The sequence below is a fragment of the Cloacibacterium rupense genome (assembly GCF_014645495.1).
Lineage (GTDB): Bacteria > Bacteroidota > Bacteroidia > Flavobacteriales > Weeksellaceae > Cloacibacterium > Cloacibacterium rupense.
This window is the reverse complement of the sequence record NZ_BMLV01000003.1, coordinates 221,679-237,952: the sequence shown is the minus strand read 5'-3', so window position 1 is coordinate 237,952 and position 16,274 is coordinate 221,679. Positions and strand designations below refer to the sequence as shown.

The following is a 16,274-nucleotide window of genomic DNA, read 5'->3' as shown; positions in this document are numbered from 1 at the left end:
CAAAATTTCTAATTTTTCATAGCGAAACTCGTATCTCGAATCTCGCATCACATTTTATCCGTTTACAGCTTCTACTTTTTCTACCAAATCTGGCAAGAAATTTCTTAGAACCTGTTCTATTCCTCCTTTTAAAGTTGCGGTAGAACTTGGGCAACCGCTGCAAGCTCCTTGCAAGAGCATTTTTGCAGTTTTATTTTCGGCGTCATATTCTAAAAGCGAAATTTTTCCGCCATCATTTTCTACAGCTGGTGAGATGTATTCTGTTAAAATATCCGAAATTTTTTGTTCATCATCAGTATATTCTCTGTTGATGATTTGCTCTACAGGATTTTCGTGTTTTTGTGGAGCTTTATTGGTGATGGCATTTCCGGTTTGTAAAAATTCAGACACCACGTTTCTTACAGGCACCATCACTTCGTGCCATTGTACCGAATCATCTTTAGTTATAGCAACAAAATTTTCTGAAACAAAAACTTCTTTCACAAATTTGAATTCATCATAAAGCGCTTTTGCTAAAGGTACTTCATCTGCATCTTCTTTAGATTTAACTTCCACAAAACCATCTAATAAAAGTCTGTTTCCACCAAATTTCATCACCGCCGGATTCGGTGTCATTTCTGCGAAAATTTCGTATCTCTGTTGTGGCTTTTGTCTATAAATTCTAGGATTTGCCAAAAGTTCGTCTTCAATTACGTTTTTTAGACTAGTAGCTATGTGTTCCCATTCTACATGTTCTTCTTTGGCAACTGCCACAAAATTTGCAGATATGAAAATTTTAGCAACAAAAGGATAATTAAAAAGTTCCTGAGCCAAAGGAATTTCAGAAATATCCGAACTTCTATCTAGCTCTAGTGAACCTGGAATTAAGGTGTAATCTGCCACAAATTTAATAACATTTGGATTTGCGGTAGGTTCTATAATTATTTTATGCATTTTTTACTTAAATTTGAGAGTACAAAAATACAGAAAGGAAGTCAGAAGTCAGAAGTCGGAAGTTAGATTTTTTCAATAATAGATATTTTTAAAGTTAGAAGTCGGGAATTCAAAAATTGTAAATCCAAAATTGTAAATCGTAAATAAAATGGCATTGATAAGAGAACTTTTAGGAAAAACTCCAAAAATAGGAGAAAACACTTTTTTAGCAGAAACCGCCGTCATCATTGGTGATGTAGAAATGGGCAGAGATTGCAGCATTTGGTATAATGCGGTAATTAGAGGAGATGTACATTACATAAAACTAGGGAATAAAGTAAACGTTCAAGACAATGTAATGCTTCATTGTACTTACGAAAAATTTCCTTTGAAAATTGGGAATAATGTTTCTATTGGGCATAATGCTTGTGTACACGGTTGTACCATTCACGATAATGTTTTGATTGGGATGAGCGCTGTGGTGATGGATGATTGCGTGGTAGAAAGCAATTCTATTGTGGCAGCAGGAGCTGTAGTAACACAAGGAACGCACATAAAAGCAGGTGAACTTTGGGCAGGAGTTCCTGCTAAAAAAATAAAAGATGTATCTCAGCAATTATTGGAAGGTGAAATTAATAGAATTGCTAATAATTATGTGAAATATTCTTCTTGGTATAAGGACAATGAATAAATTCCCCATACTTTCCACAGCCAGACTTATCCTTTCTCAGCCTACAGTTGCAGATACAGAAGATGTTATTCTTCAGATGAATTCTACTTCAGAAATTTCTGAAAATACTTTAACATTGCCTTTCCCGTATCATAAGCAACACGCAGATTATTGGTTTCAGATGGCAGGATATAGCTTTAAGAAAAATGAAGCCTATATTTTCGGAATTCGGGAGAAAGAAAACCTCAAATTAATTGGTGCAGTTGGTCTTCATCTGGATGTTGCTAATAATAAAGCCGAAGTAGGTTATTGGCTTGGGAAATCTTTTTGGAACAGAGGCTACGTTTCCGAAGCATTACAAGAAGTTTTAAAATTCGGTTTCGAAGAATTAAAACTCAATAAAATTTATGCTTCGCATTTTCATCACAATCCCGCTTCTGGCAAAGTTTTAGAGAAAAATGGCTTTGTTTTCGAAGCTGAGCTAAAGCAAGAAATTCTTAAAAATGGAAAGTATTTAGACCTTATAAGGTACAGTGTATTTAATACAATTAGATAAAATGGATTGATTTTAGTATTTTTCTAAAATAAAAATATTTTTTTTTGATATTTAACTTTTTATTTTTTTATCCATCTTACCAAAAGAATACTAAAAAAACAAAACAATGAAACTTACAAAAATTTTAATCGCATTCAGTGTAGTTGCAGGACTTACTTATTCTTGTAACAGAGAAGAATCAAACAACTTAACATTAGATCAAGAAAATTTACAAACAGAAGCCAATGCAGATTTTGTGTCAGAATCAGATATCGATTTGGCTACAGATTTTGCTACTAATTTTGAAAACACTTCATCACTTAGAACCACCACTGGCGGTCAGCAAGGGGCGCATCCAGATTATCCTTGTGCTAAAGTTACTGTAGCTTCTACTAACGGAACTTTCCCCAAAACTATTACTGTAGATTTTGGTACGGGTTGTACCGATAAGAGAGGGGTTAACAGAAAAGGAATTATCACCATTTCTATTACTAATCCTATATTTTTACCAGGAGCATCAATCACAATTTCTCACCAAGATTTTTATGTAAATGGCAGAAAAGTAGAAGGTGATGCTAAGCTGACCAATCTTACCACAGATCTTAAAATTCCTACTTTTAGCAAAGAAGTTACCAATGGTAAAATTACTAATGAAGATGGTACATTCTTTACATTTTCTAGCAATAGAAAATACAGAATGGTAGAAGGAATAGCCACTCCGAAAAATATTGGAGATGACGCTTTTGAAACTTTTGAAGGTAATAGAAACGTTAATAGAAGTAATGGAACTTATTTTACGTCAACCATAAAAACACCTTTGTTTAAAAGAAATGCTTGCCATTTCATCTCAAAAGGAAGCGTTGTTTTGAAAGGTAGCAAAGTAGATGGGACACTAGATTTCGGAAACGGAGAATGTGATAATCTTGCCACTTTTACAGATGCAAATGGAAATGTAGCACAAATTACTTTAAAAAAATAAATTTTAACTAGTCTATATATAGTTTTTAGAGAATGTTTTTAGCATTCTCTTTTTTTATGAATATCTGTAACTAAAAAAATCACTATTTTTGAAAATAGAATGAATAATAACCTTTTTGATCTCGTAGAAAACACCAGCCGAAATATCTTTCTCACCGGAAAAGCAGGAACAGGTAAAACCACTTTCCTCAATAATTTCGTGAAGAAAACCCACAAAAAACACATTGTAGTAGCGCCTACTGGCATTGCTGCCATCAATGCGGGTGGTGTTACCATTCATTCTATGTTTGGGTTTCCGCTCAGAACTTTTATACCAACTTTAGACAGAATAGATGGAAATCTAGCGATGAATATCCCAGACTTAATACAGCATTTCCGTTACCGAAAAGATAAACTAAAACTACTTCGCGAGGTAGAAATTATCATCATAGACGAGGTTTCTATGCTACGAGCAGACGTCTTAGATATGATGGATTTTTCTCTGAGACACATCCGAAGAAATCCTAATAAATTTGGTGGTGTACAGATGCTTTTCATAGGAGATTTATATCAGCTTCCACCTGTGGTAAGAGATGAGAATGAATATATGATGAAAAAATATTATACGTCTCCTTTCTTTTTTGATGCTTTTGCCCTCAAAGAAACCAATCTTCTTACCATAGAATTAACCGAAGTTTTCCGTCAAAAAGACGAAGAATTTCTAGAAATTCTCAACGAAATTAGAGATGGTAATCTATCAAAAGAACATTACGATAAACTTCACGAGAGATATATTCCTGATTTTGAACCAAAAGAAGAAGCCTACGTTTATCTCTCTTCTCATAACAGAATTTCGGATGATATTAATGCCAAAAAACTCAATGAATTAGGTGGTAAATCATACTTTTACAAGGCAAATGTAGTTGGTGATTTCAGAGATAATCAGTTCCCGAATGAAGAAACTTTAGAACTGAAAATTGGGGCTCAGATTATGTTCATCAGAAATGATGCTACCCAAGAAAAAAAATATTTTAACGGAAAACTTGCTGAAGTAGTAGATTTAGATGATGACGAAATTTGGGTAAGAATTGATGGCGATGATGATGATTACAAACTGAAAAAAGAAGTTTGGGAACAGAAAAAATACACACTAGATACCGAAAAAAACATCAAAGAAGAAGTTTTAGGCAGCTTCGAACAATATCCTATTCGTTTGGCTTGGGCAGTTACGATTCATAAATCTCAAGGTTTAACATTCGATAGATTGATGATAGATGCTGGCAAATCTTTCGCTTCTGGTCAGGTGTACGTTGCGCTTTCGCGTTGCAGAACTTTAGAAGGAATTGTACTGAAATCTAAAATTTCTAGCGATGTAATTTTTAGCGACAAAAGAGTGGCTCAGTTTCAAGATTCTACCAATGCTAATGACCAAATTGAAGAGATTTTACATTCTGAAAAGTACGATTATAGCATCCGAAAAGTGCTGAGATATTTAGATACTTCTTGGATGAAACAATCTCTAGAAACTTGGAATAATGCTTCTAAAGAAAGCAAATTTGTAAATCAACAAAATGCCTATCAATTGTATTTCGCTCTGAAAACTTCGGTGGAAAATCTCAATGAAATTTACCTGAAATTTGAAAAAATCATTTGGCAAAAGAGTAAAAAATTTATTCAAAGTCAAGTAAATTGGCAAGAAATAGAATCTAAAGCAGAAGGCGCTGTTAATTTCTTTTTCGGGAAAGTAAAAGAAGAGGTTTTCAAACCATTTAAAGAATTTTACGCCGAAACCAAAGGTGTAAAAGGAATGAAACAATACAATGATGACACCAGAACTTTTTTAGATGATTTAGAAGAATATCTGAATGATTTAAAAAACGTACATTTGTTAGACAAACCACTTTTTGACCAGAAAAACGACGAAAAAATTTCGGTAAAAGTAGTTAAAATTCCTACCCAAAATATTACGTTTCAACTCTTCGAACAAGGCAAATCTATTGGTGAAATTGCCAAAGAAAGAGGAGTTTTGGTGCAAACTATTTTTGGGCATTTGGGGAAATTTGTAGAAAATGGACAATTAGAAATAGAAAGAATTATTGCCAAAGAATATATACAAGATTTTGAAATTTTCTACAAAACAAAATTTATAGAAAATCCAGAACAATATGAAAGCCTTAATGAATTGAAGCGAGAATTGCCTCATATGGAATTTCACGAATTAAGGGTCTTAAGAGATTATTTTAGTAGAAAATAAAAACTCAAACGGAATTATATCATTTCAAATAACATCAAACATAATCAAATAATATAAAAATATGAAAATTGCAATCATCGGAGCTGGGAATATGGGCGTGGCGTTCTCTCGTTCTTTTTTAAAATATGAATTGGTAAAACCACAAGATTTGCAACTCATCATCAGAAGTGAAGAAAAAATTGGAAAAATAAAAAAAGAGTTCCCAGAATTGAAAATTTCTTTTTTTGAAGATGCTAATATAGATGAAGCAGAGCTCATTATCATCTCTGTAAAACCTCAGGATTTTCCTTTTGTAGCACAAAATTTACCATTCAAATTCAAAGAAAATCAAATTATTCTTTCGATTATGGCTGGTATAAAAATAGAAAAAATTCAGGAATTACTCAACCATAAAAACGTGGTGAGAGCTATGCCTAATTCTCCTACACTCATCGGGATGGGAATTACAGGCTATACTGCAGCCGAAGGTGTCACTTTTAATCAAATTTTAAATATTGAAAGATTGCTAAATAGTTCTGGTAGAGCAGTTTATTTGGAAGACGAAAATCTCTTGGATGCGGTAACTGCATTGAGCGGAAGCGGACCTGCTTATTTTTATTACTTTGTAGATGCGATGATTAAGGCAGGAATGAAGATGGGAATTAACGAAAATTTATCAAAACTTTTTGTAAAACAAACGATGATTGGGGCGTATCATCTCATCAATAATTCTGATAAAAATCTAGACGAATTGGTTAAAGAAGTGGCTTCAAAAGGTGGAACTACGGAAGCAGCTCTGAAAATTTTTAATGAAAATTCATTAAAAGAAATTGTAGAAAACGGAATCTTTGCTGCCGAAAATCGTGCTAAAGAATTGAATGGGTAAAAAAAATAATATATTAAACCATAAAATATAAAAAAGCAAAGCTTTCAGCTTTTTTTATTTTTTAAACTAATTTCTCAAGCATTTCTTTCGTCTCTTTTGCGGTTTAATTAAGTATCGCGTGAAATTTAGGAAATTTTAATAAAAGTCTATAGCTCCAAAAACCAATGGCAACACCCATTGCATTCAGAATTACATCGTCTATTTCTGCATAACCTCTTTTGGTAATATATTGTAAAAACTCTAAAGTACTAATTCCTAAAATAAAAATAGGGAAAAGAAACTTTGCTTTTTTTAACTTTTCAAAAACAATTCCTAAAAAACCAAATGGAATAAAAACAATAATATTTCCTATCATATTGATGCTAAAATACTTAAAATCATCTACTTGGGTAAACATTTTGTAAATAGTAGTAAAAGGAACAAATTGTACCGTTTTTTCTACGTTTGGAGTTCTGCCAAACCCAAAAAACATCCAATATAAAAGCAAAGATGTATATAAAATAATGAAAATAGAGTAAAGTTTTTTACCCATTTTAGCTTATCATTTCTTGCAATTCTAACCAGCGCATTTCGTGTTCTTCCAATTTTTCAGAAATTTTTTCTAAATCGGCAGAAAGTGCTGCAATCTTCTCGTAATCAGCTTCATTATTGAGTTTTTCTAAAATTTCGGCACGCTTTTTTTCTAATTCTGGCATTTCTTTTTCTATGGTTTCCAGTTCGCGTTGTTCTTTGAAGCTTAATTTTTTCTTGGTTGAGTTTGAAGAAGTTTGATTCTGTTTGAAATCGCTTGAATTTGTTTGAGTAGTTTCTTTTTTGGGCTCAGAACTCGTACCTCGTACCTCAGAACTCGCTCGATATTCCGAAAAATTCCCTACAAAATCTTTAATTTTCCCATCTCCTTCGAAAGCTAAAACGTGGTCCACAATTCTATCCATAAAATAACGGTCGTGCGAAACAATAATTAAACTTCCTTGAAAATTCAATAAAAAGTTTTCTAAAACCGTTAAAGTTGGCAAATCCAAATCATTGGTAGGTTCATCAAAAATCAAAAAATTAGGGTTTTGATACAGAACATACATTAAGTGAAGTCTTCTTTTTTCTCCACCAGAAAGTTTAGAAATCGGCGAATATTGCGTTTGGTCATCAAATAAAAATAATCTCAAAAACTGCGACGCAGAAATAGTTCTACCATTAGCTAAAGGAAAATTTTCTGAAATTTCTCTAATGAAATCAATTACACGTTCGTCTTCTTTAAACTGCAAACCTTTTTGCGAAAAATACCCGAATTTAATGGTTTCACCAGTTTCTATTTCGCCAGAATCTTTCGGTTCTAAACCTTGAATAATATTGAGAAGAGTAGATTTTCCTGCTCCGTTTTTGCCTATAATTCCTACTTTTTCGCCTCTTTGGAAAGAATAAGAAAAATCTTTGAGCAAAACCAAATCTCCGAAACTTTTAGAAATATTTTTCAGTTCTAAGATTTTATTTCCCAATCGTTTCATCTCAAAATCAAGTTCCAAACTTTCTTTTTTGGTATTGGTCTTTGCTATTTTTTCAGTGTCATAAAAGGCGTCAATTCTCGATTTAGATTTGGTGGTTCTCGCTTTTGGTTGACGGCGCATCCATTCTAATTCTTTGCGATACAGATTGTTAGCTTTATCTATTGTTGCGTTCAGATTATCTTCACGTATCATTTTGTTTTCCAGATAAGTAGCGTAACTTCCTTGGTGAACATATAGGTTTTTGTCTTCCATTTCCCAGATAATATCGCACACTGAATCTAGAAAATATCGGTCGTGAGTTACCAAAAGCAACGTAATTTTTTCTTTACTCAAATAATTTTCGAGCCATTCTACCATTTCCACATCCAGGTGATTGGTAGGTTCGTCCATAATCAAAAGAGTATGAGTATGTTGCGCTCTAGTCTCCGTTAATAATTTAGCTAAGGCTACACGTTTGATTTGTCCACCTGAAAGTTTCCCCATTTTGGCAGATAAATCATTGATTTTGAGCTGAGAAAGAATTTGTTTCATTTCATTTTCTAAATCCCAAGCTTTCTGAATTTCCATTTCGGCGATGGCTTTTTCCATTTCTTCGGGGTTGTGAGAAACCAAAGCGTGATGGTATTTTTTAAGTGCTAAAATCGGTGGAGAATCTAGTGTCATCATAAATTCATCGATAGATAAATCAGAATTAAATTCTATTTCTTGGTCGAACAAAACCACCTGAATGTCTTTGTTAATCACCACATTTCCGGAATCTGCAATTTCTTTTCCTAATAAAATTTTGAGCAAAGTAGATTTTCCGCTTCCGTTTTTGGCAACGATGGCTATTTTGTCTCCTTCATTAACGTTGAAAGAAATGTTCTCAAAAAGTGTTTTAATGCCGTAAGATTTGGTAAGATTTTCTGCGGAAACGTAATTCATTTATTGGAAAATTGGAAGATGAAAATTCAAAATTTTTGCGAAATTAAGGAAATAAGAATTAATAAGATAAAACTTAATGTAAAATCTCTTCAACTTAATTTATTGAATAAATGAAATGTGTGAATTCTTAAGAGCTAAACTTTGAAAGTTATTCTTTAGGTTTATGATAAAAAGGAATTCAATTTTATTGTTTAAACCTTATTCCTTTGAAGTAAATCTCTTGAAAATTGATATTTACTTCTTTTTTAGAACCTACATACATTACAGCAATCATAGATTTGTTGGTCCAAGATTTTACGGTGTATTTGGTGCCATCTTCAGTTTCGGCATACTCTATAATACCTTTTACATCAGGTTGGTTTTCTAGAGTATGGCCTTTTCCAAAATCAGTTTTTTTGGTAAATTTGAAAACATTATCATTTAAATAATTGACATAATTTCCCATCAAGGCTTCAGGATTTTCATTACTTTTTACGGCTTCTTCGGCTAATTTCACCGCAATTAGACCATATTCTACATCACCAATCACAGAAGTTGTAATATAAATTTCACTTTTGTCTTCCGAAATAGATTTTTGCCATTTTGGCTCTTCAGGAAAATAAAATTGAGTTCCAGTTTCTGCAATTGGATATTTCGCAAATCTAGGGACTTGTGCAGAGATTATAATTCCGATGAACAGAATGATAAGAAAGGTTAATTTTTTCATGGGATAGTTTATTGTTTAAAAACAAAAAAATTAAAGTTTAATCTTCATTTTCTAATTGTTTTTTGGCTTCTGAAAGCGCTTCTTTTTCGTCTTCTGGCAATTCTGGATATTTTAAATTCATATCTTCTAGAGCATCTATAATAATTTGTAGAGCGGTCAATCTGGCAAACCATTTTTTGTCAGCAGGTACTACAAACCAAGGAGCATGTTCTTTGCTGGTTTCATTAATGGCTTCTTCATATGCTTTCATATAATCCTCAAAAAGTGCTCTTTCTTTTAAGTCAGCAGCAGAAAATTTCCAATTTTTTTCTTCCTCATTTATTCTGTCTAAGAAACGTTGTTTTTGTTCTTCGGGAGAGACATGTAAGAAAATTTTAATGATTTTAGTACCGTTTCTTGATAAATGTTTTTCAAAATCTTTGATGCTTTCGTATCTGTTTTCCCAAAATTTTTTGTCTATTTCATCTGTAGATTTCCATACTTTTTCACTCAAATTATATTCTGGATGTACTTTGCACACCAAAACACTTTCGTAATGACTTCTATTAAAAATACCTATTTTCCCTTTTTCTGGCAAGGCTGTGTAGTGTCTCCAGATAAAATCATAACTATATTCTTTAGAGCTTGGTGCTTTAAAACTGGTCACCTCGCAACCTTGTGGATTTACACCTCCGAAAACATGTTCTATTAAGCTATCTTTCCCGGCGGCATCCATCGCTTGTAAAACTACTAAAAGAGATTGGCTACCGTCTGCATAGAGTTTTTCTTGCAGTTCGTAGAGTTTCTTTTTTTCTTGCTGAAGCAGCTTTTCGCCTTCTTCTTTGCTCAATTCTCCTTTGTATGTGGTGCTGAAATCTTTGATTTTGAATTTAGAATTTTCTTTAACTTGAAAATCTTTGGTGAAATTTTTGTCCATTATTTATGTTTTAGAGTATAAAAATAAAAAAAACCGTCATAATGACGGTCAATTTATTCAGAGATATTTTCTATTAAATTACTGAGCTACTACAGTTCCTTGGATATATAATACAACTCTTCCGTTTGCAGGGTCATTTGAAAATACATCAATAGTCTTTTTAAAAGGAGCTACTGTAGCTGTATTATAATGAACTTTTATTTCACCTTTTTTTCCTGGTAAAATAGGTTCTTTAGTCCAATCAGATGCAGTACATCCACAACCAGGTTGTACGTTGCTGATAATTAATGGCTTATCACCTGTATTAGTGAATGTGAAAACTCTGTTGCCATCAGAATTAGCTTTCACGGTTCCGTAATCTAAAGTAGTTTTTTCGAAAGTAATAGTTTGTGCACTAGAAAATGCAAATGCACCAAATAATAATAGACCTCCAACTAGTTTTTTCATTTCGATATTGTTTTGAAAATTATACGTCAAAATTATAAATTTATTCTTAAAAAAAAATTAAAATCTATTTTTTCTTTAAGTCTTTTATCATTTGCAAAAATCGAACCAATAATCATTGAGGATTAGCATTTAAAAATTCACTATTTTATCGTATTTTTGCAAGCTATAAATAAAACATAGATTTTATGCAAATTTCAGAAAAATATAATCCTCAGGAGACAGAGCAGAAGTGGTATAATTACTGGCTAGAAAATCAATATTTTCATTCTACACCAGACAACAGACCGCCTTATACGATTGTAATTCCGCCACCAAACGTTACCGGAATTCTTCATATGGGGCATATGCTGAATAATACCATTCAAGATGTATTGGTCAGAAGAGCCAGGATGCAAGGTTTCAACGCACTTTGGGTTCCAGGAACAGACCACGCTTCTATTGCTACTGAAGCAAAAGTAGTTGCTAAGTTAAAATCTGAAGGAATTAATAAATCTGATATTACCAGAGACGAATTTCTTGTTCACGCTTGGGATTGGACTCATAAATACGGCGGAACCATCCTAGAACAATTGAAAAAATTAGGTTGTTCTTGTGATTGGGACAGAACTCGTTTCACAATGGAACCGAAATTGTCTCAGCAAGTTATCAAATCTTTTGTTGATTTGTACAATAAAGGTCTCATTTACAGAGGTTATAGAATGGTCAACTGGGATCCTGAAGCAAAAACCAATATATCTGATGAAGAAGTTATCTATAAAGAACTGAACGGGAAACTTTGGTATTTAAAATATAAAATAGAAGGTACAGAAGATTATATTACGGTGGCTACTACACGTCCTGAAACTATTTTCGGAGACGTAGCGGTTTGTGTAAATCCTAATGATGAAAAATATGCGCATCTGAAAGGTAAAAACGTAATTGTTCCGATTGTAAACAGAGTAATTCCGATTATTGAAGATGAATATGTGGACATAGAATTCGGAACTGGTGCTTTGAAAATTACTCCAGCTCACGATATTAATGACTATGAAATTGGCAAAAAACATCATTTACCGATGATTGATGCACTAGATGACGATGGTAAACTCAATGAACATGGTTTGCATTATAACGGAAAAGATAGATTTGAAGTTAGAAAACTCATTGCCAAAGAATTAGAAGAAAAAAATCTTTTGTTGAAAGCCGAAGATTACGTCAATAAAGTAGGAACTTCTGAAAGAACAGGTGCTGTTATCGAGCCAAAAGTTTCTGTTCAATGGTTCTTAAAAATGTCTGAAATCGCAAAACCTGCACTAGATGTAGTGATGAATGATGAGGTGAAATTTCACCCAGAAAAATTCAAAAATACATACAGACATTGGATGGAAAACATCCGAGATTGGAATATTTCTCGTCAATTGTGGTGGGGACAACAAATTCCTGCGTATTATTACGGAGATGGCGAAAATGATTTCGTAGTTGCCGAAAACATCGAAGATGCTCTTGTTTTAGCCAAAGAAAAATCTCAAATCTCAAATCTTCAAATCTCAAATCTCAGACAAGACGAAGACGCTCTCGATACTTGGTTTTCTTCTTGGTTGTGGCCAATGTCAGTTTTCGATGGTGGTTTAGATCCTGAAAATGAAGATATTAAATATTATTATCCAACTTCAGATTTGGTAACAGGCCCAGACATTATTTTCTTTTGGGTAGCCAGAATGATAATGGCAGGTTTAGAATTTCGTGGTGAAGTTCCGTTCAAAAACGTTTATTTTACAGGAATTGTACGTGATAAACAGCGTAGAAAAATGTCGAAATCGCTGGGAAATTCTCCAGACCCAATTGAATTGATAGAAAAATATGGAGCAGATGGTGTAAGAGTTGGTATTTTATTGAGTTCTGCAGCTGGAAATGATTTGCTTTTTGATGAAGATTTAATGTTGCAAGGAAGAAATTTCGCTACCAAGATTTGGAATGCTTTCCGATTAATTCAAGGTTGGAAAAAAGAAGAAAAACCAGCCAATGAAGCAGATTTACAAACGATAGAATGGTTCGGAAATCAAATGAATAAAACCATTGCCGAAATTGAAGATCAATTCTCGAAATTCAGAATTTCTGATGCATTGCATTTGATTTATAAATTGGTTTGGGATGATTTCTGTGCTTGGTATTTAGAAGCCATTAAACCAAATTTCGGAGAAGGAATTTCTCAGGAAGTATATGATAAAACCATCACTTATTTCGAGGAATTGATGAGATTGTTGCATCCATTTATGCCATTCTTAACCGAAGAATTGTATCAAGCGATTTCAGAAAGAAGTACAGAAGAAGCTTTAGTAATTGCTCAACAAAAGAAAGCAGAACCTTTCATCGAAGAAAATATCAAAGCATTTGAAACAGCCAAAGAATTAATTTCTGGCGTTAGAAATTACCGTCAATCCAAGGGAATTTCTCCAAGAGAAGCGGTTGAATTATTCACCAATGCCAATTCTTTCGAAAACGAAGCAGTCGTTAAAAAATTAGCAAACGTTCAAGATATTCATTTTGCAGGAAAAACAGACAAACCAAGTTTTACGTTTTTAGTTGGCGCAACAGAAGTTTCTATTCCGTTAAGTGAAAACCTTGATTTAGAAGAAGAAAAAAAGAAAACCGAAGAAGAATTAGCTTACCTGAAAGGTTTCTTAATTTCAGTGGATAAAAAATTGTCAAACGAAAAATTCGTTGCCAATGCAAAACCTGAAATTGTAGAAAATGAGCGCAAAAAACAAAAAGATGCGCAAGATAAAATTGCGATTTTAGAAGAAAAATTAAAATCATTGTAAATTTGCTAGAAGTCAGATGAAGGATTTTTTGCATTTCGCAAAACATCTATCTTCCATCATCAAACATCCAACAAAAAAATGACACACCTAGAAAACATACAAAAACTATTCTCGAAAAATTTTGTAGAAAACCCACTTCTAGAGACTTTTGAAGTAGGCAAACTACATTTGAGTAGTGGCCAATTGGTGGCAAGTGATCCATTGCTTACCCCAGATAAAGTGCCTTTTACAGTAAATTTTCCTACAGGTGATTTTACCACTTTTATTCACAAAGAAAGAGAAAGCAATTGTATTGCCTATGTAGAAGTAGTTTTCGGAAATAAAGAAATTGCGAATTGGGAAATGGCAGTTTGTGATGGACAAAACATCAAAGATTTAAAGGGCGAAGAAATTTTTGGGTATCCTGTAGAATCTGGCATGGGCTGTTTTATGGATTTAGAAACGCAGAATCTTTTAAATGCTTTAGAATTAGAACTTTTTGAGAAAAAAGGAAATGATTTTCTTGGGATTTATGAAGATTTTTTTCATCAACATTTTTACGACGAAAACGGTGCTATAGACCAATTCGCCTTCCTAAAACCTTATGAGAATAAACAAGGAACAATTTTTGCTTTCGAAACAGGATACGGTGAAGGTTTCTATGCGTGTTACATTGGTTTTGATGAACAAAAGAATCCCATGAAAATTATTGCAGAATTTATAGAAATTAAATCCGAATAAAATCTTACATTTCTAAACAAATAATTAATCACTTTTATTAAAATGAAATTCAATTCTGAACAACCAAAAATCTTAGTGGTAGGTAGTTCTTCCATAGATTTAGTGCTTAATACAGAGAAATATCCTCAGGCAAATGAAACGGTAATGGCAGTTAGGTCTGAAACATTTTTCGGAGGAAAAGGTGCTAATCAGGCAGTAGGTACAGCTAGGTTGGGTGCTAATACCATGTATATTGGTTGCGTAGGAATGGACCCTTATGGTCAACAAATTCTCAGAAATTTGGTTGATGAAAATGTAAATGTAGGTTTCGTGCACGAGGATATAGATACAGCCACAGGCACCGCTTATGTTACCGCTTCTAGTGGTAAGAACGCCATTGTGGTGGTTCCTTCGGCCAACCATCGTTTGCAACCAGAGCATCTAGAAAATCCAGATAAATTTTTCTCTACCGCAGATTTGGTTTTGGTACAGCTAGAAATACCAATGAATGTGGTAGAAACCGTTTATGAAAAATGTAAAAAATACGGAACTAAATTAGGAATTTATGCCGCTCCGGCTCATAAAATCGCTCAAGAAATTTTAGATTACGCTACCTTTATCGTTTTGAAAAGCAGTGATTTATCCGTAATTTTTGATGAAGACACCAAAGAAGAAGTTCTTAAAAAATATCCCAACAAAATTTTCTTAAGAGACGACACCAATTCTACCGTTTATTACAACGGTTCTGAGATGAGGTTCTATAGAAATGACCCCAAAGAAATGCCCAATAAAATGGGGATGGGAGACGCCTTCACTTCCGGTTTTGCCATTGCCTATTGCCACGGAAACACCATAGATGATTGCGTGAAATTCGGGAATGATGTATCACTGAAAGTTTCTAAAAAACGAGGCTCACAGACCGGTTTGCCTTATCTTAAAGATTTTGATTTTTAGAAAATTTAAGAGCAGAAATTGAGATTTTTTTTCTGAAAAGCAGTCCTGCTTTCGCCACTCGCTTTTTTATTTTTTGGCAACGCTAAAATCCTCCATCAAAAAAATAAAAAGAGCTCAAACAATGGCTCAATCAGGGCTAAGAAAACGTTTCAGTTTTTTCTTTCACTATTCTTTTTCAAACTTAAAAAAAGCATAAAACCATCTACTAATTAATATGCAAAGAATTTCAAATTTTTGAGATTCTTCTCTTTTTTTAGATATTTTTGAAAACTTCATTTTTTTAAAATAATCAATGGAAATCATACAGCTCAAAACCGCAGACCAATACGATATTACCATCACACTTTTTGAACCTAAAAATTCGGTGCAAAAACTTCTTTTGGTCAATTCTGCAACTGGAGTTAAGCAACAAACTTATTATGATTTTGCACAATATTTTGCAGATAATGGTTACACTGTAATTACCTATGATTATAGAGGAATTTCGCTTTCTAAACCCCAAAAAATGAAAGGTTTCGAAGCCAGCATGAGAATCTGGGGAAATACAGATTATAAAACGGTTACAGATTTTATTCAACAAAAATACGCTCATTATAGAAAATTTGTAGTCGGTCACAGTGTAGGAGCTCTAATTCTGGGGATGAATCCAGATTCTGAAATTTTCGAAAAATGCTGTTTCGTGGCTACCCAAAATACCTATTTTGGACATTTAAAAACAAAAGTAAAATTTCTAGGATTGTTGGGTTTTGGATTATACCAACCGATTATTACACAGCTCAAAGGTTATTTCGAAACACAATTGGTCAATCTAGGCGAGAGCCTTCCAAAAGGAGTTTCAGATGATTGGCGAACGCTAATTATTCATAAAAAATCCATCAATAAGCTCTTAGAAAAAACACCAGATTATTCTAAAAATCTTACTCAAGAAGTGCTCTACCTAAATATGGAAGATGATGAATGGATTACCGATAAAGGGATGAAATTACTGATGAACACAACTTATTCTAATATGAAAACCACCTACAGAACCATAGAAGTTTCTGAAAGCACAGGTGAACCTATTGGTCATATCAATTTTTTCAGAGCGAGGCATTTTCAACTTTGGAAAATAGTTCTCGATTGGTTTTTGTAA

General features: G+C 33.2%; 15 protein-coding genes. 9 read left to right on the top strand and 6 right to left on the bottom strand.

All coding sequences use genetic code 11. From position 1 onward, the window contains the following. Positions 1 to 54: 54 nt before the first annotated feature. A complete protein-coding gene (locus IEW40_RS08755; protein ID WP_188617718.1) occupies positions 55 to 933 on the bottom strand; it encodes a NifU family protein in 879 nt (292 codons plus the stop codon). A 148-nt stretch (positions 934 to 1,081) separates the two neighbouring features. Between IEW40_RS08755 and IEW40_RS08750 the strand changes: the two genes are divergently transcribed. From IEW40_RS08750 to proC, 5 genes are all read left to right on the top strand, one after another. Next, a complete protein-coding gene (locus IEW40_RS08750; protein WP_188617717.1) occupies positions 1,082 to 1,603 on the top strand; it encodes a gamma carbonic anhydrase family protein in 522 nt (173 codons plus the stop codon). Next, complete coding sequence (locus tag IEW40_RS08745) at positions 1,596 to 2,138, top strand: GNAT family N-acetyltransferase (RefSeq protein ID WP_188617716.1); 543 nt, start codon at positions 1,596 to 1,598, stop codon at positions 2,136 to 2,138. Before IEW40_RS08750 ends, IEW40_RS08745 begins: the two co-directional genes overlap by 8 nt. A 106-nt stretch (positions 2,139 to 2,244) precedes the next feature. After that, entirely contained in the window at positions 2,245 to 3,096 is an 852-nt protein-coding gene (locus IEW40_RS08740) for a hypothetical protein (RefSeq protein WP_188617715.1), read from the top strand. A gap of 99 nt (positions 3,097 to 3,195) precedes the next feature. After that, positions 3,196 to 5,328: a helix-turn-helix domain-containing protein gene (locus IEW40_RS08735; protein ID WP_188617714.1), complete on the top strand. Its 2,133-nt coding sequence runs from the start codon at positions 3,196 to 3,198 to the stop codon at positions 5,326 to 5,328. Positions 5,329 to 5,389: 61 nt separating this feature from the next. Then, positions 5,390 to 6,193 (top strand): pyrroline-5-carboxylate reductase, encoded by an 804-nt coding sequence (proC, locus tag IEW40_RS08730; protein WP_188617713.1) that lies wholly within the window; start codon positions 5,390 to 5,392, stop codon positions 6,191 to 6,193. A 103-nt stretch (positions 6,194 to 6,296) separates the two neighbouring features. Here proC and IEW40_RS08725 read toward each other — a convergent pair whose 3' ends face one another. The 5 genes from IEW40_RS08725 to IEW40_RS08705 all read right to left on the bottom strand — a co-directional run bounded on the left by IEW40_RS08725 (position 6,297) and on the right by IEW40_RS08705 (position 10,688). After that, positions 6,297 to 6,725, bottom strand: coding sequence for a VanZ family protein (locus tag IEW40_RS08725; RefSeq protein WP_188617712.1), 429 nt, complete (start codon positions 6,723 to 6,725; stop codon positions 6,297 to 6,299). Position 6,726: 1 nt separating this feature from the next. After that, positions 6,727 to 8,619 (bottom strand): ABC-F family ATP-binding cassette domain-containing protein, encoded by a 1,893-nt coding sequence (locus IEW40_RS08720; RefSeq protein WP_188617711.1) that lies wholly within the window; start codon positions 8,617 to 8,619, stop codon positions 6,727 to 6,729. 184 nt (positions 8,620 to 8,803) lie between these two features. Beyond that, entirely contained in the window at positions 8,804 to 9,325 is a 522-nt protein-coding gene (locus tag IEW40_RS08715) for a hypothetical protein (protein ID WP_188617710.1), read from the bottom strand. Between the two features lie 37 nt (positions 9,326 to 9,362). After that, on the bottom strand, positions 9,363 to 10,241 hold the full coding sequence (locus tag IEW40_RS08710; RefSeq protein ID WP_188617709.1) for a polyphosphate kinase 2 family protein: 879 nt from the start codon (positions 10,239 to 10,241) through the stop codon (positions 9,363 to 9,365). 78 nt (positions 10,242 to 10,319) lie between these two features. Beyond that, the gene (locus IEW40_RS08705) at positions 10,320 to 10,688 is read right to left on the bottom strand and encodes a DUF1573 domain-containing protein (RefSeq protein ID WP_188617708.1); all 369 of its coding nucleotides are present in this window, start codon (positions 10,686 to 10,688) and stop codon (positions 10,320 to 10,322) included. A 185-nt stretch (positions 10,689 to 10,873) separates the two neighbouring features. Here IEW40_RS08705 and IEW40_RS08700 point away from each other — a divergent pair, with 185 nt between their 5' ends. From IEW40_RS08700 to IEW40_RS08685, 4 genes are all read left to right on the top strand, one after another. After that, a complete protein-coding gene (locus IEW40_RS08700) occupies positions 10,874 to 13,489 on the top strand; it encodes a valine--tRNA ligase (protein WP_188617707.1) in 2,616 nt (871 codons plus the stop codon). Positions 13,490 to 13,567: 78 nt separating this feature from the next. After that, entirely contained in the window at positions 13,568 to 14,209 is a 642-nt protein-coding gene (locus IEW40_RS08695; RefSeq protein ID WP_188617706.1) for a DUF4241 domain-containing protein, read from the top strand. A gap of 42 nt (positions 14,210 to 14,251) precedes the next feature. After that, on the top strand, positions 14,252 to 15,142 hold the full coding sequence (locus tag IEW40_RS08690) for a ribokinase (RefSeq protein WP_188617705.1): 891 nt from the start codon (positions 14,252 to 14,254) through the stop codon (positions 15,140 to 15,142). A 292-nt stretch (positions 15,143 to 15,434) separates the two neighbouring features. Next, positions 15,435 to 16,274: an alpha/beta hydrolase family protein gene (locus IEW40_RS08685; protein WP_188617704.1), complete on the top strand. Its 840-nt coding sequence runs from the start codon at positions 15,435 to 15,437 to the stop codon at positions 16,272 to 16,274.